Raw genomic sequence first — 26,310 nt, 5'->3', positions numbered from 1 at the left:
CGAGGTTTTGGCATCCTGCAAATCGGACTGCAAAAAATTCAGGGCAACGATGCTGGCGCTCAATGCCTGGGCGGCGAGAGCCGTCAGAATCTGACACCTTAATCGGAGAACTCGCGGCCTTGCAGCTCGTTTATGTCAGACATCACCTTAATCAATGCTGCGCTAGCGTTTGGCCATGCGCCCCTGCTGGATCGCGCCAATTTTTCTTTGGAACCCGATGAGCGCGTCGGACTGATAGGCCGCAATGGAACAGGCAAGTCATCGCTGCTGAAGGTTCTGGCTGGACTGGAGAAGCTGGATGATGGCGAGCTTCAGCTGCGGCAAGGCTTACGCCTAGCCTACGTGCCACAAGAGCCCGTGTTCGCTGAAAACAGCGTCACCGTTCTGGAGGGCGTTCGCGAGGGCTTGGTCGACTTGATCGCATTAACGAACCGCTACGCGCAAGGCGACGGGGATCTAACTCAACTCCAAGATCAGATTGAAGCACGTGATGGCTGGAGCTGGCAGCAACGCCTGGACGAAACCTTGCACCGCCTCAGCTTGCCCGCCGAAACCAACATCACAACCCTCTCAGGCGGTATGCGCAAGCGTGTGGCGCTTGCCCGTGGCTTGGTGGCACAACCCGACGTGCTTCTGCTGGATGAGCCCACCAACCACTTGGATCTTGAGTCCATCCTATGGCTAGAGCAGCTACTGCGCGAGTTCAAAGGCAGCGTGATTGTGATTTCGCACGATCGCGCGTTTTTGGACGCTGTCACCACGCGCATCGTAGAGTTGGATCGCGGGCAACTCAGAGCCTTTCCTGGCAACTACGCGGCTTATCAAGCACAGAAGTCTGAGCAACTCGCCCAAGAGGACGTGATTCAGGCCAAGGCGGACAAGCTACTGGCTCAGGAAGAAGTATGGATACGCAAAGGAGTGGAGGCCAGGCGCACACGCAGTCAAAGCCGGGTCGTGCGCCTGGAACGCCTGAGGGCCCAACGCGCCGAACGCCGCGACGCGATCGGTCGTGTTCGCATGGACATTGCCGCCGGCACCCCTAGCGGCAAACTGGTGGCAGAACTCAGTCACGTCAGCAAGTCCTATGGCGGTCATGTGGTCATCCGGGACTTCAGCGCCACCTTGTTGCGCGGCGACAAAGTCGGCCTGATAGGCCCCAATGGCGCAGGCAAGACCACTCTACTCAAACTCATACTTGGTGAGATCCATCCAGACCAAGGGCAGATTCGCCAAGGTAGCAATCAGCAGGTTGCGTACTTTGACCAAATGCGCGACGCGCTGGACCTGAACTCGACCTTGGAGGATTTTGTCAGTCCGGGCAGCGAATGGGTGGAAATCGGCACTCGCAAACAGCACGTCAAAAGCTACCTCGGTGACTTTTTGTTCACCCCCTCGCAGACCAACACCCCTGTGCGCTCCTTGTCGGGGGGTGAGCGCAACCGCTTGCTATTGGCTCGGCTGTTTGCGCGACCAGCCAACGTGTTGGTGCTTGACGAACCCACCAACGATCTGGACATAGATACCCTGGAACTGCTGGAAGCATTGCTACAGGACTATCAGGGCACGGTGTTCTTGGTCAGCCATGACCGCAGCTTTCTAGATCAGGTCGTTACCAGCATCATCGCCCATGAAGGTGATGGGCGTTGGCAGGAGTACCAGGGCAATGTGGAAGACTGGCTCATTCAGTCTAAGCGCTCCATGGAAGCGCGGGGACCTGACCTGGCAACAAGCAGCAGATCACCCAACGTGCAGGAGCAATCCAGCCTGGCCGCCACGACAGTCGCCCAACGGGGGAGCAAACTCAGCTACAAGGAACGCCGTGAGTTGGAGGCCATGCCAGACATCATCGAGCGCTTGGAACAAGAGCAGCTTGTTATACGCGCAGAGTTGTCCGAAGGCCGAATCTACAGCACAGACCCGCGGCGGGCCGCAGAACTACATCAACGTGATGCACAGATCGACGAAGAGTTGACGCAAGCGATGTCGCGCTGGGAGACTCTGTCCCTACGCGAATAGGCGATGAGAGGTGCGGACAGTACCCGACCTGCACCCGACCGGTTCAGACCCGGTAGCGGTCCCCGCCTCCACTGCGCAAGCGGCTTAGCAAGGCCGGCGCAATCTCCAGCAATGGCAGCACCTCGTCCGCGGCGCCGTGGGCGATGGCCTCCCGAGGCATGCCGAACACCACGCAGGTGGCCTCGTTCTGGACGTAGTTGTAGCTACCCGCATCCTTCATTTCACGCATGGCTTTGGCGCCATCGTTGCCCATGCCGGTCAGCATGATGCCAAAGGCGTTAGGTCCGACCACCTGAGCACATGAGTGGAACAACACTTCGACCGACGGCTTATGGCGATTGACCGGTTCACCATCCTCGACGATGGCAATGTAGTTCGCGCCACTGCGATCAATGCGCAAATGACGCCCCCCTGGAGCGATATAGGCATGACCAGGAAGCAGGCGCTCCCTGTCCTCCGCCTCCTTGACCGTGATCTGGCACAGACCATTCAAGCGTGCGGCGAAACTGGTCGTGAAGCCCGGGGGCATGTGTTGGGTGACCAAGATGCCAGGGGCATCTGCCGGCATGCGCATGAGGATCTCCTTGACGGCCTCAGTGCCTCCCGTGGAGGATCCGATGCAAATCAGTTTTTCCGTAGATACACGCCCCAGCAGTTTTGCAGGAGGATGAACCACACCCGCAGCCTCCTGCGAACCCGCTGCGCGCGCGGGTGCAGGTTGAGGTATCGCACGCTTGACATGCGCGGACGCAGCGACGCGAATTTTCTCGACGATCTGATCGGCGAGTTCTTTGATGCCCTCGGCCAAACCAATGCGCGGCTTGGCGACGAAATCAATGGCGCCAAGTTCCAAAGCCTTCATGGTCACTTCGGCGCCGCGCTCCGTCAGCGTCGAAATCATGAGGACCGGCATGGGACGTAGGCGCATCAGCCGCCCTAAGAAATCAAGGCCATCCATCCTCGGCATCTCGACGTCCAACGTAATGACATCGGGATTCAACTCACGGATGATTTCACGTGCCACCAGCGGGTCGTTGGCCACGCCCACGCATTCCATGTCGCGTTGCCGATTGATGATTTCGGCCAGCAGGCTGCGAACCAGCGCCGAATCATCCACCACAACCACGCGTATCTTCTTCAAACCGTCTCCCCTTCCAACACCAGCGGGTGTGTTTCAGAACAGGTCGACCGAGCCACCCGCCGTCGACTTGGCCACATTGAGTGCGTTGCCCTTGCGCTCTTCGACCACAAGCGCCTCGGGATGGGCATGGGCCAAACGCTTGACGAGCGCCTTTCCGGTCACAGGAAAAAAGCACACTTTGCGCGGATGGACGTCCAGCACGTCCTGCGACACCACCGGTATACGCTCAGCCGCCAGATAGTCCAAAACAAACTGGGTATTGCGCTCGCCAACGTTCATGGTGGTGAAACCGGCCATGACGGCTCCGCCACCAAAAATCTTGGCTTGCATCGTTTCTCGGCGCGCGCCCATCTTGAACATTTCATTGAGCAACAACTCCATCGCATACGAACCATAGCGACCAGAGCCATCTTCGCCCTCCGGCAGCATGAAATGGTTCATCCCACCCAAGCGGGCCTTGTTGTCCCATATGCACGCTGCAATGCAGGACCCTAGAACCGTCATCACCAGCACATCCTCGCCTGTGACGAAGTACTCACCCGGTAATACTTTCACAGCGTCGTACTGGAAATGATGATCCACGTAAAAGAAGGAGGCCTCTCCAGGCTTTCGAGCCTGAGCACGCAACTCATCCACGCGCGAGACCCTGCCACCAGCAAGGATCTTGGCGCCACCTTGGGTCATTGGTCGCAAGGTGGACGTGCTCATCGCAATGCTCCCGACAACACGTTGCGCGGGATCGCGCCGTGAACCGCACATTCGCTAAAGCGTTGTTCAGCGCCGCTCATAGACAGTCTTTCCGCGCAGCACGAACAAATCGCGCGATTCGTTGAAGTTCTCCGAATGGCCAACAAAAAGCAAGCTCCCCGGCTTCATGACGCGATGAATCTTCTCCAACACACGGCGCTGGGTCTGCGCGTCGAAATAGATCATGACATTGCGACAGAACACAATATCGAAGGCGTCCTTGAAGGGCCAATCGTCCCGAATTAAGTTGACCTGAAGGAACTCGACCATCCGCTGGAGTTCAGGCTTGACGCGCAGCAGCCCTGCATTCGCGCCTTTACCTCTCAGAAAGAAGCGCTGCAACCGAGCCGTATCCAAGCCTTTGGCCGCTTCCAACCGATACACGCCTCGCGCAGCAGTCGCGAGCACCTTGGAGTCGATGTCACTCGCTTGAAGCTTGAAATGGGCCTGAGACCCCAGGGCTTCCAACGCGGTCATGACGATGGAGTAAGGCTCCTCGCCCGTTGAGGCCGCGTTGCACCAAACCTGCCATGCGCGCCCCGGATGCGCCTTGAGATGCTCGGCGAGGATATCGAAATGGTGCTGCTCGCGGAAGAACGAGGTCAAATTGGTGGTCAGGGCGTTAACAAACTCCTGCCACTCCGGTCCATCGTGCGACTCCAACCAAGCCAAGTAATCGCGAAAGCTCTGATAACCGGTCTCACGCAAACGACGAGACAAACGGCTGTACACCATGGCGTGCTTACCGTCATGCAAACTGATGCCGGCACGCTGGTAAATCAGCGACTGAACGCGGACGAAATCTTCCTGTGTCCAGCTGAACTCGCGCGCCTGCGCATCCCCACTCATCGCATCGATATTTACGCCACCGCCCAATCCTGTACCAGGACCCGGCTTGGGCGGTCGAGCGATTTTGTCGGCGGCCAGCATGCGCTAAAGCTTTATGAGTTGGTATGAATGAACCGAAAAATGGATCAAGCGCTCAGCGACACCAGTCCCATGTCTACGCTGGCCATCAGCTTCTCAATGTCCAAGAGAATGAGCATGCGCTCGTTCACGGAACCCAGACCAAGCACGGCGGAACTATCCAACGATGCGTCAAGGTCAGGGGCAGGACGTACCTGCTCGGATGTCAGCTCCATCACATCACTGACGGAATCCACCACGATGCCCACTACCCGGTTGTACAGATTGAGAATGATGACCACCGTGAACCCGTTGTACTCCGCCTTCTCGCAATTGAACTTCAGTCGCATGTCGACGATAGGGACAATGGTGCCGCGCAGGTTCACCACACCGCGAATGAACTCTGGTACGTTGGCGATGCGGGTCGGCTTTTCATAGCCCCTGATCTCCTGCACCTTGAGGATATCGATGCCGTACTCCTCTTGGCCCAAGCGAAACGTGAGGTACTCCCGGGCGCCCAAAGCCGCCGTCTTGGTTTCACCAACCACCTCATTCATCACTGTTCTCCTCGCAATCAATGGCGGGAGCGCCGCACTAGGGCGCTCGTGTCAAGAATCAGGGCAACTTGTCCATCACCCAAGATAGTGGCGCCGGACACATTGGGTACCTTGCGGTAGTTGGTCTCAAGATTCTTGACCACCACCTGCTGCTGACCGAGCAACTCATCCACCAACAATGCCACCCGACTACCCTCGGCCTCTACCACCACCATGATGTCGCTGGCCTTGTCCGAGCCGTGGCGCGGCACCTGAAAGACTTTCTCGAGTTCAATCACCGGCATGTACTCGTCACGCACCTTGACCAGACGAGACCCTTGCGCAATGGTGTTGACCGCATCTTCCTTGACTTGGAAGGACTCGACGACCGACGACAGGGGCAAGATGTACACCTCTTCGCCAACCCCAACCGACATGCCATCCATGATGGCCAGGGTGAGAGGCAAACGCACCGACACTTTCATGCCCTGACCAAACACCGAGTCGATCTCCACGGTGCCGTTGAGCGCGGCAATGTTCTTCTTCACGACGTCCATGCCCACGCCACGACCAGATACATCGGTCACCACTTCGGCCGTTGAGAACCCGGGCGCGAAGATCAGTTGCCAAACATCCGGGTCCGACATGCTGTCGGAGACCTCCAGCCCTCGCTCACGGGCCTTCTGCAGAATTTTCTCGCGGGACAGACCCCGGCCATCGTCTCGCACCTCGATGACGATGGAGCCACCCTGGTGTGCGGCAGAGAGGGTAATGGTGCCCGTCTCCGGTTTACCGGCCTTCACTCGGTCCTCGGGCAACTCGATGCCGTGATCACAGCTGTTACGCACCAGGTGTGTCAGGGGGTCCGTGATTTTCTCAACCAGGCCCTTGTCCAACTCCGTGGCCTCGCCTTGAGTCACGAAGTCCACCTTCTTGCCCAATTTGCTTGCCAAATCACGCAGCATGCGGGGAAAACGGCTGAACACGATGGACATCGGAATCATCCGAATGGACATCACCGATTCCTGCAAATCGCGCGTGTTGCGATCAAGGTCCGCCAAACCAGCCAACAGTTGCTGATTGACGGCAGGGTCCAGGGCTTGGCTGTTCTGCGCCAGCATGGCCTGGGTGATGACGAGTTCACCCACCAAGTTGATCAGTTGATCGACCTTGCTGATCGCCACGCGAATGGTCGCCGCTTCAGGCTGCGCTGCGTGCGCCGAGGCCGAAGCATTGCCACCACCCGCCGGACGGGTTGTAGCGGGGGCCGGAGTCGCCGCCTTGGGCACATGCACAGGGGAAGGGGCAGAGTTGAAACCGCCAGGAGCGTTCTCGAAAAAGCCATACCCTGGCGCCGGTGCCACCGGGGCATCCGCCGGCGGATCCTCCAGATCCAACCAGCCCACGATGCCCTCTTCTTCTGGCAATTGCTGAATCTGCACCTGTTCACGTGAGACATGGAACACGAAGAGATCCAGCAACTCCTCGTTGGCCGATGACGTCCTCACCTTGAAAACGCGGATTTCGGGGTTGTCGCTTGCCACTTCTGCAATACGACCCAAGCCCACAATATCCCGGAACAGGTCTTTGACCCCGTCTGCCTGCTCGCTGCGTTCCAACGGGCCCAGGCGTACTTCCAGCAGGCGCGATTGGGAAACCTTAGGAGCACTTGCGGCCGGTGCCGCGGCAGGCGCTGCCGGCGGCGTCACGGCGACAGGAGCGGGTGGCGCCACAGGAACCACTTCGACCACGGGTTCAGCCATCACCGGTATCCCGCCAGCAGCCAATTCGCTGATGCGCTGAACCAGCCCCGCAGTGGAAGGGGGATCGCTGGTGTCACCGGTCTGATGCCGCGCCAGCAAAAGGCGGGAGGCGTCGGCCGACTCCAGCAGCACATCCACCATCAAGGGGTTGGGCTGCAACTCGTGGCGGCGCAGTTTGTCAAGCAGGGACTCCATCTGGTGCGTCAGTTCGGCCACATCACTGAAGCCGAAAGTGGCAGCACCGCCTTTGACCGAGTGGGCACAGCGGAAAATGCCGTTGAGCGCCTCGTCATCGGCCGTCTCCAGATTCAGGTTGAGCAGCATTTGCTCCATCTGGTCGAGGTTCTCGCCGGCCTCTTCAAAGAAGATTTGATAGAACTGGGTCAGATCCAGTCCATCACCGCCGCCGCTTTCCTGATAGCCCTCGGCCATACCCTACTCCTTGTTCTGCACTCGCGTCCGACGGACTGCGAGAACTGCTTAACCGCCTACGTGTTACTTGATGACCTTCTGAATGACTTCCAGCAGGCGCGCCGGGTCGAAAGGTTTAACCAGCCAACCGGTTGCGCCAGCAGTCTTGCCGGCCTCCTTCATCAGATCGCTGGATTCAGTCGTCAGCATGAGAATCGGCGTGTCCTTGTACTTTGGATCAGCACGCAGTTTGCGGATCAACCCCAAACCGTCAAGACGGGGCATGTTCTGATCAGTGAGGACGAGGTCCACATGCTGCTGCTGCGCCTTCTCAAGGGCTTCCTGCCCATCACCGGCCTCCACGACTTGATGGCCAGCACCGGTCAGGGTGAAGGCAACCATCTTACGCATCGAGGGAGAGTCATCTACTGCAAGGATAAGGGCCATGTTTAGCTCCGGGAAAAAAGTTGTTTTTGAGTTGCGTGGATTGCTCAGAACAATTCGATTGATCCGGCATCCATCTCGTCTTGTGTCACCGGATTGGGCCGTTCCGGCACATCCTCGACAAACGGCACGGCTTCGCCATCTTCCTGCCCCATGGCTTCGGAAGCCAGACGGTATGCGCAGCCTTGTAACACCTTGGAAGTATGCGTGATGAGCTGGGAGGCCATGTCCTGGAACTGAAGCTCCGTGACCGCCGACCCCAATGCGTCACGCACCTCCTTCAGCGCGGCAGCTTCGGCCGTCGGAAGCTTGTGCGCATCTAGACTATCGAGGGCTCGCGTGAAACGCTCCATGAGATTTTCCATCGTATGGGCCAGCAAGCCGTCCAAGCGTGCCAGATCGTGCGTAACCACCAGCAGGGAATCCTGCACCTCAGCAATCAGCATCACCGGCAATTGCACGGTGGGCTTTTCTGCGGGCAAAGATTTGGGGGCTTGCATGATTGTTTCAGTTGGGTGTCAAGTTGCCTGAGTGATTCTCGGCTCCATACAGTTCACCGTCCAGCATTTAGAATTTTGCAAGACACAAGCGTAGCAGATTCCCCCGAATTACCACGGATTTGCTCAACATTTGCGTCGTTCCCCCCATCCCGCCCCAAACCAGCCCGTTCCGAGCTGCTCAAACGTCGCCCAGCCTCACAGCATGCAGCAACTTGCCCGCCCGACAGCCATCCAGCTCCTGCATCTGGAAGACTCGACGCTGGATCACGACATCGTGCGCCAGGCGCTGCGCCGGGCAGGCCTGGCGTGCGAACTCACCCGAGTGGAAAGCCTGGATGGGTTCGTGCAAGCCCTTTCGCGAGGCCATTACGACGCCGTCCTAGCGGACTATCGCTTGCCCGGCTTCACGGCTCTGGACGCTTGGCAAGCCATGCAGGGTATCCCGGCATTGCGTTGGCCCCCGCCCTTCATTCTGCTGTCGGGTGCAATCGGAGAAACTGCGGCAGTTAACGCAATTCAGCTGGGCATGAGCGACTATCTGCTGAAGGATGACTTGGGTAAGCTCGCGCATGTCATCCAGCGGGCGATCGAAGTGCGGCAGGCCCAGCGCGAGCGGGAACTGGCTGTGGAGGAACTGGCGGCGTCCGAACAACGCCTTGCCCGCTTCGCGGAGCATTTGCAAAGCTCCATTGAGCAGGAACGTGCGGCCATCGCACGGGAAATCCACGACGACATCGGGGGATCGCTGGCGGCCATTCAGTTCGACCTTTCCTGGATCAGTCGACACCATAGCGACCCAGAAACGCTGACCCATGTGCAAGCAGCCACCGAGATGCTACGGCACGCCATTGGCGCCAGCCAGCGCATCATGATGAATCTTCGGCCAGCCATTCTGGATCAGGGGCTGTATGCCGCCATTGATTGGCTGGCACGCGAGTTTGAGCGTCGCACGGGCATACGCACCACACTGCGCGCCATCCTGCACGATCCGGACATGCGTCGAGACCTTCAACTCACTGCTTATCGAACTGCGCAGGAAGCACTGACCAACATCTCCAAACACGCCCGTTGCAGCGAAGTGCGCATCGAACTTTCCGACGGCGAGGGCGTTCTGACGCTGGAAATCGCCGACAACGGCCAGGGCATCGCCGCGGAGGAACGGGAAAAACCCCGCTCATTCGGCCTCAAGGGGCTGCAAGAGCGTGCCCGGACCGTCGGCGGCTGGCTGGACATCAGCAGCCGCACCGGAGCCGGAACTTCGATTACCCTCTCGGTCCCGCTTTCCCCCCAGAGCCATCCCGGACTCGTGGAGGAGGCATGATGGAGGATAACCGCCAATGATTCGTGTCATTCTCTGCGACGACCATGCCGTGGTGCGCCGCGGCATACGCGACACGCTCGCCGAGACGGTCGATATCCAGATCGTGGGCGAGGCCGCAAGCTATTCGGAAGTGCGGGAATTGCTGCGCACCGTCCCTTGCGATGTGCTGGTGCTGGACCTCAACCTCCCTGGTCGCAGCGGCTTGGAAGTGCTGGGCTCCCTGCGTGAGACAGACACGCAAATCAAGGTCTTGGTGGTCTCCATGTTCCCGGAAGACCAATACGCGATCCGCTGCCTGCGCGCAGGCGCCCAAGGCTACCTGAACAAGGCGGGCAACCCGGCGGAGATGGTCACCGCCGTGCGGACCATCGCCCAGGGACGCAAGTACGTGACCCCGGACGTGGCTCAAATGCTGGTCGACAACCTAGCCACCCCCAGTACCGAGGCGCTGCACAACAGCCTGTCCGAGCGCGAGCTGCAGACCTTGCTGAAAATCGCCTCTGGAAAACGGCTGTCTGACATCGCGGAGGAGCTGATGCTGAGCCCGAAAACGGTGAGCGTCTATCGCTCGCGCGTTCTGGAAAAACTCAAGCTGGCCAACAATGCGGAGCTGACGGTCTACGCGATTCGCAACGGGCTGGTCTAGGGCCTGTTCACACTCATTTCCCGAGTGCGAACGGGGCGCAAACAGCGCCAATCTAGGCGCGCGACGACGCTAAGGCTGTCCGCCTTGGCTAGGAGTGCAACAACGAGTGACGCTGTTTGCACCCCGCTCCCTTCGGGTTGCGACCCAAAAGACCATGCGCGGCGTTGCGAAGCCTTGCCGGGGGGCAACCCCGGCTGCGTTACGCGCCTTGCGCATGGCCTTTTTGAACCGCAACGCATCTCGGGAAATGAGTGTGAACAGGCCCTAGCTCCGCGCAAAGAGCGCTCACCTGGGCGGTCACCCCCGCTAGGGTCGCCCGAACAAGTCCATCATGCGCTCTAGCAGGGACTGGAAAGGCCCATCCAACATGGGCAGAGTCGCCGTCAAGCCAATCAAGCCCACGAAAATGGTCAGCGGAAAGCCTATAGCGAAAACGTTCATCTGCGGCGCCACGCGCGAGATGATGCCCAGGGCCAAGTTAGCGAATAGCATGAGCCCGATCATGGGCAGGGCGATCCACAAGGCGCTAGCGAACAGCTCCCCGCCCAGCAAGTGGATCTGCATGGACCGGACGTTGCTCAGGAAATCCGGCGACACAGGAAAAGCCACGAAGCTGTGCGTCACGGCCATCAGCACCAGCAAATGGCCATTCAGCACGACAAACAGCAGCGCGGCGATGTAGCCAAAGAAGCGGGCCACAGCGTTGCTCTGACCACTCAACGCAGGATCGAAAAACGAAGCGAAGCCCAAGCCCATCTGGAAACCAATCACTTCACCAGCCAACTCGAAAGCCGCGAACACCAGCCGCACGACGAACCCGATGGCCAGACCGATGGCCACCTGCTGGACCGTCACACCCAGGGCTTCGGGGCTGTTAAGACTGATCACCGGCATCGGGGGTAGCGTGGCTTGAGCGCAAACGGCAACCAGCAGTGCCAGCAGGATGCGCGCACGCACGGGGAAGGCCCGTGTTGAAAATATGGGTGCGGACGTGAAAACAGCCAGCACTCGCAAGAAGGGCCAGAGCAGCGGCGTGAGCCACGCCATGATCTGGGCTTCGTCAAAGGTCAACATGCAAGCCTCTTAGGCTTGAGGTTTGGATGATCAGCTTGGACCATCAGGCCCTGGAGGGCGATAAGACACACACAGGCTGTCACAGCGCGATGCTGGGCAGCATCTCGATGGTGCGGCGGATGTAATCCACCAACACGCTGAGCATCCACGGACCCGCCCAGGCGAACACCGCCAGCGCGACCACCAGCTTGGGCACGAAGGCCAGCGTGGCCTCGTGAATCTGGGTGATGGCTTGGAAGAGGCTGACCAGCAAGCCCACGAGCAGAACAGCGCCCAGCAGGGGCGCGGACACCATCAGCAAAATGAACAAGGCCTCTTGTCCGATGGTCAGCACCATTTCCGCGTTCATGACCACTCACTCCTTCAAAGGTTGCGATGGCAGCTCGCGCTCACGTCGCGAAACTGGCCGCCAATGAGCCAATCAAAAGGTTCCAGCCATCGGCCAGGACGAACAACATCAGCTTGAACGGCAAGGCCACAAGCACGGGCGACAACATCATCATGCCCAAGGACATCAGGACACTGGCAACCACCATGTCGATCACCAGGAAGGGAATGAAGATCAAGAAGCCAAATTGAAAGGCTGTCTTCAACTCACTGGTGACAAAGGCAGGAATCAGCACCCGCATGGGTGCGTTGTCGGCCGTGGTCGCCGGATCCAGTTTGGCCAGCCTGACAAAGAGGGCCAAATCCGACTGCCGCGTTTGCTTGGCCATGAATTCACGGACCGGCACTTCGGCACGGTCCACGGCCTGCTCGAAAGTCAGCGCATTGCGGGTGTAGGGCTGGTAGGCCTCGGCGTAGACGCGGTCGAAGGTCGGCCCCATCACGAAGAAGGTCAGGAACAGCGACAGACCGATGATGACCTGGTTGGGTGGCGCGGACTGGGTGCCCAAAGCTTGACGCAGCAAGGACAGCACGATCACGATGCGAGTGAAACCCGTCATCATGAGCAGCACCGCCGGCAGGAACGACAGCGCCGTGAAAAACAGCAGCGTCTGGATTGGCACCGAGTAGCTGGTGCCGCCACGGTTGCTGGCCGTCAGCAGCGGAAGGGACATCCCGCCACTGTCCTGGGCCAGCGCCGGCAAGGCCAACACCAGCAAGAACAAGCCTGCGATCAGACGCATCGACGGCAAGCGCCCGGACAACAATCCTTGCCAGGACAGAACAGGCATCTTCATGATGAGCATCTCGGTTGCCAGCGGGCGAATCGAAGCGGCACGTTCAACGGGCCGGGGTACCCGGACGCACCGTGGGTTGCGTGCCTGCGGGCATCACATGCAGGCAATTGATGTTCTGCGCGGTGATTCCCAGAACCAACCAGGTGCGGGCCCCTTCAGGACCGACCTCGACCGTCACGACCCGTTGCTGGGGACCGACGGACACGGTGGAGATGATATTGGCGCCGGACCCAGGCACCATGCCAAGGCCGCGGCTGCGCTGGTACCAGCGCAAAGCGTATGCCAGACCAACCAGCAGGGCCAGGAAAAGAAAAACCAGAGCGAGGCTTTGCATAAGGCTGGAGTGTAAATCGCAACGGGCCGGAGTTTCGGCGCCGCCGAGCCACCCCAGGCAATGTCAGTTCACCCGGCCGCTCAAGACCCCCGGCTGACGCGACGCAGGCGCTCGGATGGCGTGACCACGTCGGTCAGGCGGATACCGAACTTGTCATTGACCACGACGACCTCGCCCTGGGCGATCAGGTAGCCGTTGACCAGCACGTCCATGGGCTCTCCGGCCAGCGCGTCCAGTTCCACCACCGACCCCTGGCCCAATTGCAGAATGTGCTTGATCGGCACTTTGGTGCGACCCAGCTCCACGGACAACTGAACCGGAATGTCCAGCACCATGTTGATGTCTGCGGCGGGTGCATCACCGCGCGCGCTCTCGCTCAGCACGCCACCCGGTTCAACCGCGCCATCGTCTGGCTTCTGCTCCTGCAAGGCCTCGGCCCAGTCGGCCATCGGATCGTCTTGCGGCTTCTGCTCGGTACCCGTTGCGTTTTCAGTGTTTTCCGTTGCCATTAGCGTTCCCCCATCCAACTAGTGTCATTGCCGCGCAGGCTCCTCTCGATGCGGATCGCGTACTTGGCGTTGTGCGTGCCGTATTGACACTCGAAAACCGGCACACCGCTGATTGTCGCCTCAATGCGAGGCTGACGCTCCAACTCGATGAAGTCACCAACCTTCATCGCCAGCAGTTCTTCCACGGTGGTGTTGGCGCGCGCCAACTCAGCCACCAGAGTCACATCGGCCGCCTGAATCTCGCGCGTTAGCACGTTGACCCAACGGCGGTCGACTTCCATCGAGTCGCCCTGGGTCGAGGAATACAGCACGTCTCGGATCGGCTCCAGCGTCGCATAGGGAATGCAGAAATGGATGGTGCCGGACATCTCGCCAATTTCCAGCTGGAAGGAGCTGGACACCACGATTTCGCTCGGGGTGGCGATGTTGGCAAACTGCGGCTGCATTTCACTGCGCTGGTACTCCAGCTCCAGCGGATAAATGCCTCGCCACGCTTTCTTGTATTCGTCCGAGATCACGTCCACCAAGCGGTTGATGATGCGCTGCTCCGTGGCCGAGAAATCGCGCCCCTCGATGCGGGACTGGAACTTGCCGATGCCGCCATACAGCGTGTCGATCACGCCAAAGATCAGCGAAGGCTCACAAACGATCATGCCGTTGCCACGCAGCGGGCGCACGGCCATGATGTTGAAACTCGTGGGCACCGCCAACTCGCGCAGGAAAGCGCTGTAGCGCTGCACCTGCACGGGACCGACGGAAATCTCCGGGCTGCGCCGGATGAAGTTGAACAGGCTGATGCGCAAGTTGCGGGCGAAGCGCTCGTTGACGACTTCCATCGTCGGCATGCGTCCGCGGACGATGCGTTCCTGACTGGAAATGTTGTAGAAGCGGACTTCACCGATCTTCGCGGCGTCGTCGGTCGAGCGTTGGCTCTCACCAGTGACGCCCTCTAGCAGGGCATCAACTTCCTCTTGGGAAAGGAACGAATCACTCATGGGGTGGGCCTGTTCCGTTGGTTCATTTCATGCGCGGTCGGTCGACTCACTGCACGATGAAGCTGGAGAAATGCACCTTGCGCACCGCCTGCGGGCCACGCTTCTCCCCCTTCTTGCGAGCCGCCTTCATCTGCGCCGCCGCGGAAGCCAGGATGTCGGCCTTGAGCTTTTCCTTGCCTTCGTTCGTCAGCAACTCCTCGGCCGAGCGCTGGGAGAGCAACAACAGGATGTCACTGCGCAAGGCGGGTAGATAGCTCTTGACCTTTTCCAGGGCTTGGGCGTCGGAGACTTCCAGCGTGATGCCAATCTGCGCCACGCGATCGCCATCCGGCGACAGATTGACCACCATGGTGTCCAAGGGCAGGTAGATGGGCGCAGCGGACTCCACCACCACTTCCTCTTCTTCTTCCTGGTGCTCTTCCTCGACGCCCAGCATGATGTCCGCATTGCGCTTTTGCAGATACAGCCATCCTCCCGCCAGCGCCACGGCCAGCAGCACCAAGGCAACGCCTATCATCAGCAGGCGCTTGCTCTTGGGCTTTTCCGCGGGGGCGGCGGCGGTTTCAGCAGGCTTGTTCGCAGTTGCCACGGCAGCATCCTCTACAACAATGGTTTTCGGTTGGCGGGTTCAGGACAAACCCGCTCATTCAATGGATTATTCTCGCCCAGTTGGGGGTTGATCGACTGATTAAAGGTGAAAAATCACGTCAATCAGACCCCCAGTGCATGCCCGCTGCGGCTCCACATCCTCCACGACCCACGCCGCTGAAGGTCGTGCGCGGCCCGTGGCGCGCATGCTTTCATCAAACAAACAGATCCAGGGTCCGCCCCGCAGGCAAGGACGCCGCACGCGCCGCGACAGGCTGCGTCGCCCCCGCGTCTTCGGCGTCACGCACGCCCACATTGCCGAGGCGAGCGCGATGGGCGGCCTGTTCTCGCGCCTGCGCGCTGGCTTCAGAACCACCACTCCAACCGGGATCGGAATGCCCCACGGACACATCCGCCAGCGTGAGCCCCTCACGCTCCAGCAACTCACGCAGATGCGGCACGGCGTCCTCCAGCACTTGTCGGGTGTCCGCCTGCTCGGCTCGGAACGCCACGTGGGTCTCCTGGCCTTGCATGGCGATGGTGATGTGGATCGGATTCTCGGCCAGCCCCTCAACGGAAATCTCGGCGTTGCGCGCCCCTCGGCCAACCCAGTAGCTGACTTGCTCCGCCACCTGGGTTTCGGGACTCATGGAGGGGTCCGTGTAGACGGCTGTTGAGGTGACGGAATTACTCGAGTCCACGCCCGTCGAACCGCTCACCCCATTGGACAAGCCAGTCATGGCCGCGAAATCGTTGGCCGTCGAGCGAGCTCCCTCTTCGACACGCTCCCCAGCGGGGGAGCCCAAGCGCCCCTCGGTGTCTCCCATGGACCCGCTTTGTTGTCCGCTCGCGGCCAACGCCGCCTGCGTCGCCTGAGCGACCAGGTCGCTGCGCCATCCGAGGCGCGCCGCTGCGTCCTCGCCCTTGGCGCCACGCAGTTGATCGGCCTTCGCGGCATCGGCGCGGACCGTGGCATTGCGTTGTCCCACCTGACGCTGCAAGCCCAGGCCATCCATGGCCAGCGTGGTGACTTCGGAAGTCCTGCCCGCGAACGCCGTGGTCGCGTCACGTGAATTCAGCACCGTGGCGTCTCGTGCGGTCCCCTGGGTGTCCACACCCGCCTGAAGAGCCGCGCGGCCAGCACCCAGGCCTGTCGATGTCTTGGCGTATCCCTCGCCCGGCATGTTTGTGCCCAGCTGCGCCGGCGTCACGCCGCCCGCACCCGCCAAGGCCTTCAACGAATCGGTGGTTCCGACCACGGCATCGTTGGTCACGGGCGTGCCTGCAAGAGGCTCCAAGCCCAACGCAGCCAGGGCCGCTGCTGCTGCGGCGGCCGTTTGAGCGGGATCGTCCCCTGTGGGGGCGAGCGCACCGGCGCCATGCACGGGATCAAAGCCAAAACCTGGGACGGCTGCGGCGGTGTCCACGTCCGTCGCGAGGTCGAAGCCCTCGCCCGCCACCGTCCGCGACGGATCAAGCCCCAACACGTCGGCGCCGAGGGACTCCTCTTCCGCGCCGAGGCCTGACAACAGCGAAGCGAAACCGCCCGCCGCTCCGGCTTGACTCTTGCCAAAACTGTGCCCGCTGGCGCCATGCGCGCCGTGGGTGGTCTTGACCGTGCTCGTGCTCACACCATGTTCCATGCTCATCGGCTTTCTCCTATGCTTTCCTCGCGCATGCGACGCGCCACGACTTGGCGGGCATGCATCTGCCCCGCGAATTCGTCCATTTGCTTCTGCTCGCGTCGCGCCGCCAGCACGGCGCGCTCCCGCAGTCTTTTTTCCAACAATTGCTCAAATGATTTCAGCTTGACTTCACGCTGCACCCGTCGCTGGCGGGCCACCTCGACCTGCCGCTCCAGATTGCGCAACACACCCTCCTGCATCTGGATGGCTTCGCGCAAGCGGCCCATGAAATTGCGGTGGTGCATCATCAATTCACCATTCAGCGCGGACGCATTGGCCGTGGCCCAGCGCAGATCGGTTTCATCGGCGTAGCCCGACAGCTGCGCCATCTGTGCCTGGGCGTTCTGCAGAACCCGCAAGGCGTGCTGCAAGGCCTGATCGGCCTCGTCACGCGCGCGCGTGGCCATCTCGATGGCCAGCTGCAGACTGCTCAAGGCCTGTGTCATGCGGCCACCCCTTGGCCTCTACCCGCTTGCGCTGGCAGGCCCGGCTGCATCGTGCGTTGCGCCTGTGCCGGGTTCGGCTTGCCGGGCTGTGGATTCGGTTCGCGTTGAACCACCGCGGCCATGCCCGTCAGGCTTTCGCTGAGCGTCACGCCCTGGTACATGTCCTGCTGCAAGAAGGCCATCATGGGCTCGTGCAGTCGAATGGACTCGTCCAGGCCGGGGTCCGCACCCGGCACGTAAGCCCCGATCTGGATGAGATCACGGCCTCGTTCGTAGCGCGATGAGATGCTTCGGAACTGCCGCGCCAATTCGAAATGCTCCTTGGACACGACGTTGTGCATTACGCGCGAGGCGGATTGCGCGATGTCGATCGCCGGGTAATGCCCGGCTTCCGCCAAGGCACGGGTCAGCACGATGTGGCCGTCCAGGATGGCGCGCGCCGCGTCGGCGATCGGGTCCTGCTGATCATCGCCTTCGGCGAGCACGGTGTAGAACGCTGTGATGGAGCCCACGCCATTCAAGCCATTGCCGCTGCGCTCAACCAGCTGCGGCAACTTCGCGAAGCAAGAGGGCGGATAGCCCTTGGTGGCGGGCGGTTCGCCAACAGCCAGAGCGATTTCGCGTTGGGCCATCGCGTAGCGAGTGAGCGAGTCCATGAGCAGCAACACGTGCTTGCCCTGGTCTCGGAAATACTCCGCCACGCCGGTCGCATAACCTGCGGCCTGCATCCGCAGCAAGGGCGGGGCATCCGCGGGGGCCGCCACGACCACGGATCGGCGGCGGCCTTCCTCGCCCAGGATGTCCTCGATGAATTCCTTGACTTCGCGACCCCGCTCACCGACGAGTCCCACGACGATGATCTCGGCCTCGGTGTAGCGCGCCATCATGCCCAGCAACACGCTCTTGCCGACGCCGGCGCCCGCGAACAAGCCCAAGCGCTGGCCGCGGCCCACCGTCAGCAGGGCATTGATGCTGCGCACGCCGGTGTCCAGCGGTTCGCGCACTGGGGCACGGTCCATGGCGTTGAGCGGGCTGCGGTCCAGCGGGCGGGATACCACGTTGGACAAGGGTCCGCGGTGGTCCATGGGCTGGCCTTGCGCGTCCACCACGCGGCCCAGCAAGCCCTCGCCCAGAGGCAGGCGCAATTGGCCGGAAGCCATCGAATGAGAAAAGGCGGGACGGACCGAAGCGCCCTGCGCCATCCCCGTCCATTCCGCGCCCAGGCGCAGCGGCGGCACGTAGGGTGCGGTCGGCATGACGGTGGCTCCGCTGGACAAGCCCTGCACGTCCCCGGCGGGCATCAGATAGGCCCGGTCACCGGCGAAACCGACCACTTCGGCCAGCACGGGGCTCTGTCCGGGCTGGGTGATGAGGCACTGGGAACCCACACTGGCGCGGATGCCCGCGGCTTCCAGCACCAAGCCCGTCAGGCGCGTGAGCGTGCCGCCCGTCTCCAGGGTGGTCTGGGGAGCGCTGGCTTGCTGGCGTGCCTGGTCAAGAAAATTGCGCCACCGTGCACCCGGCTGGGCGCGCGACGGTGCAGCCATGCCTGGCGAGGCTTCGCCGTGCGGGGCGTCTTCAGGTAGGACGTCGGCCATGGCCGGTCTCCTTGTCGCCGGGTTCATCGGCACCCTCATCCGAGGCGCTTTCGTCCCAGCTCAGCGACTGCCCGATGCGTCCGATCGCGCGCAACCAGCGCTTCTCCATGCGCCCGTCGATCACGGTGCCCGCAGCTTCGACGATGCAACCGCCGCGGGCCAGGCCTGCGTCGGGCTGCAAGCTCAGTTTGAGATTCGGATACTCCTCCACCAGCACGTCCTGCAGCACCTCCAGGTCGAGCGGGTGCAGTCGCACCTGCACGGCACGCACGTCCGTGAACAACTGCCCCAAGGCCTCGCGGATCACTGGCAGCAAGGCGTTTGGATTGCCCGCGACTTCCTTGCGCAACACCTGGCGCGCCAGCTCGCAAGCCAGTTCCAGCACGGCTTGGGCGGACATCTGCTCCGCCGCTTCCAGCTGATCGCTCGCGGAGACCATGAGCGCGCCAAACTGCTGCGCGGCCACCCGGCCTTGCCGGGCGATGTAGTCGCTGAGTTGTTTTTGCGCCTCGGCTTCGGCTTGGGCCTTGCCCTGCTCGAAGCCGGCGGCATAGCCTTCGGAGTAGCCCTGCTCGCGGCCCCGGTTATGGATGGCCTCTTCATACGCTTGCTGCTCCAGCAGCAAAGCCTGTTCCTCGCGCTCGCGTGCTTGCTGGGCCAGCAACAAGCCCGCCTCGTCCACGTCGTTGAAATCCCAGCGGGTCAGCTGGTTGATTTCCTCGCTGGGAATGAAGCGGGAACCGGTGCGGGAATTCGTCTGCGGCATGGGGTTCAATCAGGACATTCTTGGGGCATACATTGCAAGGGCCCGGACGCCGCCGGGACCCCGCTCAGACCATCACATCTTCCTCGCCACCGCCGCCGATGCTGATTTCGCCTTCGTCGGCCAAGCGGCGCACGATCTTGACGATTTCCTTCTGCTGGACTTCGACTTCCGACAGACGCATGGGCGGGCTCGACTCCAAATCCTCGCGCATGGCCTCGGAGGCACGCGAGGACATGTTGAGCAGGAAACGCTCCACCAAGGCAGGTTGCGCGGCCTTGAGCGCCACGATGAGCGAGTCGGCCGGCACTTCCTTGAGCACGATCTGGATGGCCTTGTTGTCGAGTTTGATGATGTCGTCGAACACGAACATCTTGTCCATGATCTTCTGCGCCAACTCCGCGTCGAAACTGCGGATGGACTCCAGCACCGCACCTTCGAGCGTCGTGCCCAACAGGTTGATCATTTCGGCGGCGGTCTTGACACCGCCCAGCGAGGCCTTGCGCACCTTGTCGCCGCCCGACAGCACCTTGAACAGCACCTCGTTGAGGTCCTTGAGCGCGGTGGGCTGAATGCCTTCCATGGTGGCGATGCGCAACATCACCTCGTTGCGCTGGCGGTCTCCCAGCAGCTTGAGCACGGCAGCGGCCTGGTCGTAATCCAAGTGCACCAGGATGGCGGCCAGAATCTGGGGGTGCTCGTTGCGCACGAGTTCGGCCACGGAGACCGGGTCCATCCACTTCAGGCTTTCAATGCCAGAAACGTCGCCGCCCTGCAAGATGCGGTCGATGAGCAGCGCGGCCTTGTCCTCGCCCAAGGCCAGCTTCAACACGGAGCGCACGTAATCACCCGAGTCGGTGACGATCAAGCTCTGGTCGGCAGCGTCGGTGGTGAAGCGGTCAATCACCTCGTCGACCCGGTCGCGGGTGATGGATTTGGTGCGGGCAATCGCCTCACCCAACTTCTGCACTTCCTTGGGCGCGAGGTGCTTGAACACCTCGGCCGCCTCGGTCTCTCCGAGGGACATCAGCAGCACTGCGGCGTCCTGCAGTCCTTCGCTCATCGTCGTCTGTGCCATATATCGCTCCCCCGCTTGTCAATCAGCTGACCACGGCGTTCGGGTTTTGGGGCAACAAGGCCATCTCGTCCTTGTTGGTTCCGATCCAGTTCTTCACGATGCCCGCCACCGCGGCCGGGTTCTCACGCGCCAGTTTGCGCGCTTCCTCGAGCTGGCGTTCCTGGATGCGTGGTCCCTTCTTGATGGGATCCGCCACGCCCAACTCGAGATCCTCATCCAGCAAGGCGTCGAGTTGAGGCACGGGCGGCGCCTGCATGGCCTTGAGCACCGGACGCACCACGCCAAACAGCACGACCAGAGCCAGCAAGACGGCACCCACCGGCCAGGCCAGGTCACGCGCCAATTCTTGGACTGCGGGTTGCTGCCAGAACGCCAGGCTCTCGTCCGCCTTGGCATCGACCACGAAGGGCGCATTCATGAGGTTGACGGAATCACCCCGATCGCCGTTGAAACCAATGCTTTCGCGCACCAGGGCAGTCATCTGGTCCACCTGCTGCTGGGTCAGGGGAACCGGCGCAACGTTGCCACGGGCATCCGCCTGCGTGCGTTGGTTGACCACCACGGCGGCGCTGAGGCGCTTGATGGCTCCGCGGGCCGCGCGCACGACGCGCACGGTCTTGTCCACTTCGTAGTTGACGATGGATTCCTTGCGGGTGCTGACCGGCGCGGCTGTCTGGCCACCCCGGCCCTGGGCCAGAGCCTGGGCTTGCGGCACCCCAGGAGCCAGGGGCTGCGCGGCGCCATTGATGGGCGCAGAGTTGGGGCCGGGCGGCTGGTTGCTCACGGCGCCAGGAATGCCGGAGGGACCTGCCGGGCCGGGGTTGGTGCTTTCCAGCGTCTGCTGGCTGCGCACCGCGCCAGTATCCGGTGCCTGGTTGGGCGTGTGGGTTTCCGACGTCTGCTCGCTTTGAGAGAAATCCACGTCGGCCGTCACCTGAGCCTGCACATTGCCCTTGCCAACGACGGGCTCCAGGATGTCCAGGATGCGCTGACGGTACTGCGCCTCAATCTGCTGCACATACTTCAGTTGCTGGGTGTCGACACCGTCTTGTCCGGCGGCACCATCAGGCGACTGGGACAGCAGTTTGCCCGTGTCATCGACGATGCTCACGGCCTCGGGTTTCATTTCCGGCACGCTGGAAGAGACCAAGTGCACGATGCCCGCGATCTGCGCGCGGTCCAGAATGCGGCCCGGATACAGACTCAAGAGCACGGAAGCCGAAGGCTTTTGCTGCTCGCGGAAAAAGCCATTTTGCTGCGGCAGTGCCAAATGCACGCGCGCGCTTTGAACGGACGAAAGCGCTTGGATGGAGCGAGTCAGCTCGCCTTCCAGCCCACGCTGGAAGTTGACGCGCTCCTGGAATTGGGTCGCGCCAAAGCGACTGTTCTCCATCAATTCAAAACCGGTCACCGAGCCCTTGGGCAAACCTTGAGACGCAAGACGCAAGCGGGTGTCATGCACTTTGTCTGCCGGCACGAGGATGGCACCGCCACCCTCGGTGTACTGGTAGGGCACCTGCATCTGCGTCAATTGCGCGATGATGGCGCCGCCGTCCTTGTCGTTAAGCCCGCTGAACAAGACGCGCCAATCGGTCTTGTTGTTCATGAGCAAAGCGCCCAGCAGCACAGCCACGACCAGGACCACGCCCACCGCCAAGCGCATCTTCTGACCTCGCTCGAGCGCCGCGAAGCGCTGAGAGAGCGTCGGATTGGCGGGCAACGCCATGGGCGACGTCGCGACCGGGTTCATAGGGGTAAGTACAGCAGCCTCAGCCATGTTTCATTCCATGCGTCGTAACGCCAGAGTAAGCCCTTTACGGGCGTCTTTGGCATGGAATTATCTGGCAGCGACCAAAATCTTTAGTGGAAAAAGGCAGGGAAACACCCTCCTTTTCCCCCCAAAGCCCCAGAGGGCGGGGACTAGCATCTCCCCCAATTCCTCACGGACGCGGACGCGATTGGCGGGGGTTGTCAAGAGGACAACATCACCATCATCCCGGCTTTTCCGGCCCAGTTCGTGACTTCATGGACCCATTGACCGTTCAACCCAAGGAACACTGACATGGACTTGCGACTGAACCCCAACCTGACACTCAACCGCACTCAACCGGACACCGCTCGCAAGGCCGTGATGCCGGACGAATCGCACGGCCCACAAGGCTTCACGGACGAGTTCAAGGCCGCCCTGCGCGCCGTGAGCAAGTCCCAGAACTACTCGGGCGAAATGCAACGCCAAGTGCAGATGGAAAACCCGAAAGTCAGCCTGGAAGAGACGATGGTGGCCATGCAAAAAGCCCAGATCGGCTTCCAAGCCACTCTGCATGTGCGCAACCGCATGGTGCAGGCCTACACCGACATCATGAACATGTCCGTCTGAACCTTGGACAGCAGGCCATTTCAGGTGGCGTCGCTGTCTCGCTCAGATGGCAAGGATGCTGGCCCGTGCGGGGCCACGCATTGGTCCTTCGATGCGCCGCATGCCTCGCGCGGCTGGCGGCACCCAGTTCAGTGCAGGACTTTGGGGTGTGTCTTGTCGAAAAGACCGCCGGTCATCTCTTCTTCCAACTGCCCCAGCCAAGGCTCGGTCAATTGGCGAATTTCGGCGTCGTTGCGCAAGATGCGCTGCATGATCTGCGTCTTCTCGCGCCGATCTTCCGCGCTCAAGTTTTCCTCGCGAGCACGCTGACGCAGTTGCTCAATGAGCACGGCGCAAACGCCCTCGTAACGCATCACGCCTTCAAGATCCTTGGCGCGGGCCGCTTCCAGCATGCGACGGCTGCCGTCTTCAATGGACTTGTAGTAGTCAATCAGCATCTGAGACATGGTCAACTCCCGGTTCCTGCGCTTCCCGCGAGGGGGCCAGCGCGTTGTCCCTGAGGGGACGTTTCGCCAGACTCGGCGCCTAGCCCAAGGGCTTGCGCTCTGATGTCCTTCCAACTCTGCGCAATCGGCTCCAGCAGCGATTGCACCTCCTGCAGCAGCGACTCATCGCCACGCACATTCGCCAGCACCAGCTGACGCATGCAGTAGTCGTACAACGTCGACAGGTTCTGCGCCAGCTCACCGCCGTCAACCCGATCCAGACTGGTCGACAGGCCTTCCTCAATGATGCGCAGGGCACGCGAGATGGCGTCGATCTTGGTCGTCAGGTCACCGCGCTGAATGGCACCACGGGCCCGGACGATTTCGCGCAACACCCCCTCGAACAACAGATTCACGATCTGGTGTTGATCCACGGTGTGCATGCTGGTCTCAACGCCGATGCGCCTGTAGGCATCGGCGGCACCAGGGCGTGCCGGAGAAAACATGGGGTGACCCGTCCTATCTGAAAATCAAGCCGATACGGAATTCAACGAGGAGCCGCTATTTTGCGCTCCACTGAACTCTATATCGGCACACCCCAAGCGCAAATAAAGCCGCTCAATCTCAGGAATTGGACTTGTTCCACTGGGCAATTTGCTGCGACAGATAGGTGCTGAGAGAGTTCAGCTGGGTCATCTGCAGATCGAGCGCGCTGTACTTGCGATTCAGTTGCGTCTCAACCCGACTGGCCTTGTCATTCACTTTGGCCTGCGCAAGCGCGTTGTTGTCAAGCTCGGTCTGCAAGCTCTCATCCTTGCGCTTGAAGAAGCCCGTAGCACCAAAATTGCCCGTTGTACCGCCCAAGAGCGCAGTCATTAGATTCTTGAAGCTCTGTCCGATCCCTTCGCTGCCACTGGACAACGGGTCCTTGGCGGATTGCGTAACGCTGCCCGCAACGAGTGCCAAGCGTGAGAGGCCGCTCGCATCAGCGTTGTTGCCATCGTTATCGGTGACAGTCATATTGAACGCCATTTCCGCACCGGTGTAACGACTGGTCAGAATCAGCGCGCCACTTGCCGTTGATGACGCGATCACTCCGGCGGCATCATCGGCATTTATCTTGTTGACGATGTCATCAATGGTGTCCGTCGCCGTCACGGTGATATTCACTGCAGGTCCACGGGGTGTAAAGGCACTTGCGAACGCATCGCCACCCCAGGAACCCAACTCAATCGACAAAGTGCCGTCACCGACCGCGATGCTTGTGCTGCCAATTGCAGCCGTTGTAGCGGATTGCGCTTGCCCAGGGTCGCTCACGCGGTTGCCGACAAACAAAGTCTTCATAGCTTCGGGATTCGCCAAAGCCGCGGACAGTTTGGTTTCGTCAATCTCTAAGTGACCGTCTGGACGCATGTCTGCGCTACCAGCGACCCTCACACCAATGCTGCTGAACGAGTTGTAACCACCATTGGTCGAACCAAAAACATTGCCCAATGCCGAGCGCAAGGAACGCTGCATGGCCAAGAGCGTGCTGTCTCCTTGGAATGCACCAGCTGTCTGCGTACCTTCTTCGTACTTGGTTGTTTGATTCAACAGATCATTCAACTCGTTGTAGGCCTTGACGAAGGCCTCGATGTTGGTCTTCATCGCCGAGGTATTGCGACTGATCGACACCGTGGCTGGAGATGATGTAACTTTGGTGGCCGTGATGGTCACGCCGGCCACCACGTCGGTGAAAGTGTTGGTGGCAGAAGTCAGCGCGATGCCGTTCACGGTGATCTGGGCGTCCGCTGCAGCGGTCGTCTCATGAAAGGTGCTGCTTGTGCCGTCGGTGTAAACAAGGCGAGACAACCCACTGTTATCTGTATTGTCGGCTGGGACGCCCCCCTCCTCCACAGACAACGAGAAAGCCTTGCTCTGCCCAGTCTCCTTGCCATTGAGCAGCAGGCGCTGCTCACCCGTGTTCGGATCCGTCATGACGGTGGCCGTAACACCGGCATTACTGCCATTGATCTTGCTGGCCACATCGGACAACTTATCCGTGGCGGAAACGACGATGTCGGTTGATGTGGCAGTCGGCCCTGTCCCTATCGTCACCTTCAGTGTCCCGGAGCCGACAAAGGAATTTGCCGCGAACGCCATCGATGCAGTGGATCGCGCTGCCGCCACCTGTTGAACCTGTACCGACAGACTAGTAGGCTGAGCCCCCCCTACGGCACTCACCGTCACTGCGTCGCTAGAGGAGCTTGCGGCGACAGCATTCCATCCCGTCACGCTGGCCAGTTTGGTGACCGCGGTGTTCAAGGAGTCGGCCAAGGACGTCATCTGCCCCATCAATGTGATTCTGGCTTCGGTTCGCGTTTTCTCGAGCGCGAGCTTCTCCAGCGGCTTCTTTTCCAGGGCAACCAACTGCGAAACGATGCTCTGGACATCCAGACCATTCGTACCGATACCCACCGAAGACATCGTAGCCATGAAAAACTCCTGAACAGCCTGGTCGCCGAAGTGGCGCCAGAAGCCGAAATTAGTGCAGATTATGGTTCGCGTGCCTACAGCCTGTCACGGCCGATTAGCGGGCGCAAAAGGCCATTGTTCTGCCTGTCTCGGTTATCGGCCTCAAGCCTAAAAACTTGAGGCGACTCCAGGCGAGTGCGTAACAAATGGAACGCGTCGGAGCACATGCGCCCAATCCCCACTGGATCCGCTCCAATTCCATGATGCAAAACAAAAAGGGCTGGCGCCGTTTCCGGTGCCAGCCCTGGAAAGCAGGGACAGGAAAGCACTTCCCGCCCAGCCTCCTCTCCCCAACCTTTACTGCAGCAA

The 26,310-nt window shown here is 60.9% G+C and carries 27 protein-coding genes; 4 read left to right on the top strand and 23 right to left on the bottom strand.

Going from position 1 to position 26,310, the window contains the following annotated elements; genetic code table 11:
- Positions 1-132 precede the first annotated feature (132 nt).
- Positions 133-2,016: an ABC-F family ATP-binding cassette domain-containing protein gene (locus ACLBKS_RS16270; protein WP_410193848.1), complete on the top strand. Its 1,884-nt coding sequence runs from the start codon at positions 133-135 to the stop codon at positions 2,014-2,016.
- A 43-nt stretch (positions 2,017-2,059) separates the two neighbouring features.
- Here the strand turns inward: ACLBKS_RS16270 and ACLBKS_RS16265 are convergent, their stop codons facing one another.
- The 7 genes from ACLBKS_RS16265 to ACLBKS_RS16235 all read right to left on the bottom strand — a co-directional run bounded on the left by ACLBKS_RS16265 (position 2,060) and on the right by ACLBKS_RS16235 (position 8,464).
- On the bottom strand, positions 2,060-3,157 hold the full coding sequence (locus ACLBKS_RS16265) for a chemotaxis response regulator protein-glutamate methylesterase (protein WP_410193847.1): 1,098 nt from the start codon (positions 3,155-3,157) through the stop codon (positions 2,060-2,062).
- A 33-nt stretch (positions 3,158-3,190) separates the two neighbouring features.
- Positions 3,191-3,841: a chemoreceptor glutamine deamidase CheD gene (gene cheD, locus ACLBKS_RS16260; RefSeq protein WP_410193853.1), complete on the bottom strand. Its 651-nt coding sequence runs from the start codon at positions 3,839-3,841 to the stop codon at positions 3,191-3,193.
- Between the two features lie 90 nt (positions 3,842-3,931).
- Positions 3,932-4,753 (bottom strand): CheR family methyltransferase, encoded by an 822-nt coding sequence (locus ACLBKS_RS16255; RefSeq protein WP_410193852.1) that lies wholly within the window; start codon positions 4,751-4,753, stop codon positions 3,932-3,934.
- Positions 4,754-4,878: 125 nt separating this feature from the next.
- Positions 4,879-5,367: a chemotaxis protein CheW gene (locus ACLBKS_RS16250; protein WP_410193846.1), complete on the bottom strand. Its 489-nt coding sequence runs from the start codon at positions 5,365-5,367 to the stop codon at positions 4,879-4,881.
- 17 nt (positions 5,368-5,384) lie between these two features.
- Positions 5,385-7,541: a chemotaxis protein CheW gene (locus ACLBKS_RS16245; protein WP_410193845.1), complete on the bottom strand. Its 2,157-nt coding sequence runs from the start codon at positions 7,539-7,541 to the stop codon at positions 5,385-5,387.
- A gap of 63 nt (positions 7,542-7,604) precedes the next feature.
- Positions 7,605-7,967 carry a response regulator gene (locus ACLBKS_RS16240; RefSeq protein WP_410193844.1) on the bottom strand — a complete coding sequence of 121 codons (363 nt, stop codon included), beginning with the start codon at positions 7,965-7,967 and terminating at the stop codon, positions 7,605-7,607.
- A gap of 44 nt (positions 7,968-8,011) precedes the next feature.
- Entirely contained in the window at positions 8,012-8,464 is a 453-nt protein-coding gene (locus tag ACLBKS_RS16235) for a hypothetical protein (protein WP_410193843.1), read from the bottom strand.
- A 202-nt stretch (positions 8,465-8,666) separates the two neighbouring features.
- Between ACLBKS_RS16235 and ACLBKS_RS16230 the strand changes: the two genes are divergently transcribed.
- Both ACLBKS_RS16230 and ACLBKS_RS16225 read left to right on the top strand, forming a co-directional pair.
- Positions 8,667-9,785, top strand: coding sequence for an ATP-binding protein (locus ACLBKS_RS16230; RefSeq protein WP_410193842.1), 1,119 nt, complete (start codon positions 8,667-8,669; stop codon positions 9,783-9,785).
- A gap of 16 nt (positions 9,786-9,801) precedes the next feature.
- Positions 9,802-10,431 (top strand): response regulator, encoded by a 630-nt coding sequence (locus ACLBKS_RS16225; RefSeq protein ID WP_410193841.1) that lies wholly within the window; start codon positions 9,802-9,804, stop codon positions 10,429-10,431.
- 306 nt (positions 10,432-10,737) lie between these two features.
- Here ACLBKS_RS16225 and fliR read toward each other — a convergent pair whose 3' ends face one another.
- The 13 genes from fliR to fliF all read right to left on the bottom strand — a co-directional run bounded on the left by fliR (position 10,738) and on the right by fliF (position 22,435).
- Positions 10,738-11,505, bottom strand: a complete 768-nt coding sequence (gene fliR, locus ACLBKS_RS16220) for a flagellar biosynthetic protein FliR (RefSeq protein WP_410193840.1) — start codon at positions 11,503-11,505, stop codon at positions 10,738-10,740.
- Between the two features lie 79 nt (positions 11,506-11,584).
- Positions 11,585-11,854 carry a flagellar biosynthesis protein FliQ gene (gene fliQ, locus ACLBKS_RS16215; RefSeq protein ID WP_006298964.1) on the bottom strand — a complete coding sequence of 90 codons (270 nt, stop codon included), beginning with the start codon at positions 11,852-11,854 and terminating at the stop codon, positions 11,585-11,587.
- A gap of 40 nt (positions 11,855-11,894) precedes the next feature.
- Positions 11,895-12,635 (bottom strand): flagellar type III secretion system pore protein FliP, encoded by a 741-nt coding sequence (gene fliP, locus ACLBKS_RS16210; RefSeq protein WP_410193851.1) that lies wholly within the window; start codon positions 12,633-12,635, stop codon positions 11,895-11,897.
- Positions 12,636-12,732: 97 nt separating this feature from the next.
- A complete protein-coding gene (locus ACLBKS_RS16205; RefSeq protein WP_410193839.1) occupies positions 12,733-13,023 on the bottom strand; it encodes a FliO/MopB family protein in 291 nt (96 codons plus the stop codon).
- 80 nt (positions 13,024-13,103) lie between these two features.
- A complete protein-coding gene (fliN, locus tag ACLBKS_RS16200; protein ID WP_039853697.1) occupies positions 13,104-13,532 on the bottom strand; it encodes a flagellar motor switch protein FliN in 429 nt (142 codons plus the stop codon).
- A complete protein-coding gene (gene fliM / locus ACLBKS_RS16195) occupies positions 13,532-14,527 on the bottom strand; it encodes a flagellar motor switch protein FliM (protein WP_006298960.1) in 996 nt (331 codons plus the stop codon). Before fliM ends, fliN begins: the two co-directional genes overlap by 1 nt.
- A gap of 46 nt (positions 14,528-14,573) precedes the next feature.
- The gene (locus tag ACLBKS_RS16190; protein ID WP_410193838.1) at positions 14,574-15,116 is read right to left on the bottom strand and encodes a flagellar basal body-associated FliL family protein; all 543 of its coding nucleotides are present in this window, start codon (positions 15,114-15,116) and stop codon (positions 14,574-14,576) included.
- A gap of 214 nt (positions 15,117-15,330) precedes the next feature.
- Positions 15,331-16,764, bottom strand: a complete 1,434-nt coding sequence (locus ACLBKS_RS16185) for a flagellar hook-length control protein FliK (protein ID WP_410193837.1) — start codon at positions 16,762-16,764, stop codon at positions 15,331-15,333.
- A complete protein-coding gene (gene fliJ / locus ACLBKS_RS16180) occupies positions 16,761-17,246 on the bottom strand; it encodes a flagellar export protein FliJ (RefSeq protein ID WP_410193836.1) in 486 nt (161 codons plus the stop codon). The genes ACLBKS_RS16185 and fliJ overlap by 4 nt, the downstream gene beginning before the upstream one ends.
- A complete protein-coding gene (gene fliI, locus ACLBKS_RS16175) occupies positions 17,243-18,793 on the bottom strand; it encodes a flagellar protein export ATPase FliI (protein ID WP_410193850.1) in 1,551 nt (516 codons plus the stop codon). The genes fliJ and fliI overlap by 4 nt, the downstream gene beginning before the upstream one ends.
- A 31-nt stretch (positions 18,794-18,824) precedes the next feature.
- Positions 18,825-19,610, bottom strand: coding sequence for a FliH/SctL family protein (locus tag ACLBKS_RS16170; RefSeq protein WP_410193835.1), 786 nt, complete (start codon positions 19,608-19,610; stop codon positions 18,825-18,827).
- A gap of 64 nt (positions 19,611-19,674) precedes the next feature.
- Complete coding sequence (fliG, locus tag ACLBKS_RS16165; RefSeq protein ID WP_410193834.1) at positions 19,675-20,685, bottom strand: flagellar motor switch protein FliG; 1,011 nt, start codon at positions 20,683-20,685, stop codon at positions 19,675-19,677.
- Between the two features lie 22 nt (positions 20,686-20,707).
- Positions 20,708-22,435, bottom strand: coding sequence for a flagellar basal-body MS-ring/collar protein FliF (fliF, locus tag ACLBKS_RS16160; protein ID WP_410193849.1), 1,728 nt, complete (start codon positions 22,433-22,435; stop codon positions 20,708-20,710).
- Between the two features lie 312 nt (positions 22,436-22,747).
- Here fliF and fliE point away from each other — a divergent pair, with 312 nt between their 5' ends.
- Positions 22,748-23,062, top strand: a complete 315-nt coding sequence (fliE, locus tag ACLBKS_RS16155; protein ID WP_006298952.1) for a flagellar hook-basal body complex protein FliE — start codon at positions 22,748-22,750, stop codon at positions 23,060-23,062.
- A gap of 128 nt (positions 23,063-23,190) precedes the next feature.
- On the opposite strand, the gene ACLBKS_RS16150 is transcribed toward fliE, so the two are convergent.
- The 3 genes from ACLBKS_RS16150 to fliD form a co-directional block, all read right to left on the bottom strand.
- Complete coding sequence (locus ACLBKS_RS16150; RefSeq protein WP_410193833.1) at positions 23,191-23,508, bottom strand: flagellar protein FliT; 318 nt, start codon at positions 23,506-23,508, stop codon at positions 23,191-23,193.
- A 2-nt stretch (positions 23,509-23,510) separates the two neighbouring features.
- Positions 23,511-23,993: a flagellar export chaperone FliS gene (gene fliS / locus ACLBKS_RS16145; RefSeq protein ID WP_410193832.1), complete on the bottom strand. Its 483-nt coding sequence runs from the start codon at positions 23,991-23,993 to the stop codon at positions 23,511-23,513.
- Between the two features lie 118 nt (positions 23,994-24,111).
- Entirely contained in the window at positions 24,112-25,962 is a 1,851-nt protein-coding gene (fliD, locus tag ACLBKS_RS16140; RefSeq protein ID WP_410193831.1) for a flagellar filament capping protein FliD, read from the bottom strand.
- Between the last annotated feature and the right edge of the window lie 348 nt (positions 25,963-26,310).

The organism is Hylemonella sp. W303a, assembly GCF_046452315.1.
Taxonomy (GTDB): Bacteria; Pseudomonadota; Gammaproteobacteria; order Burkholderiales; family Burkholderiaceae_C; genus Hylemonella.
Note: the sequence above shows the minus strand (reverse complement) of the source record. Positions and strands in the feature narration are given on the sequence as shown.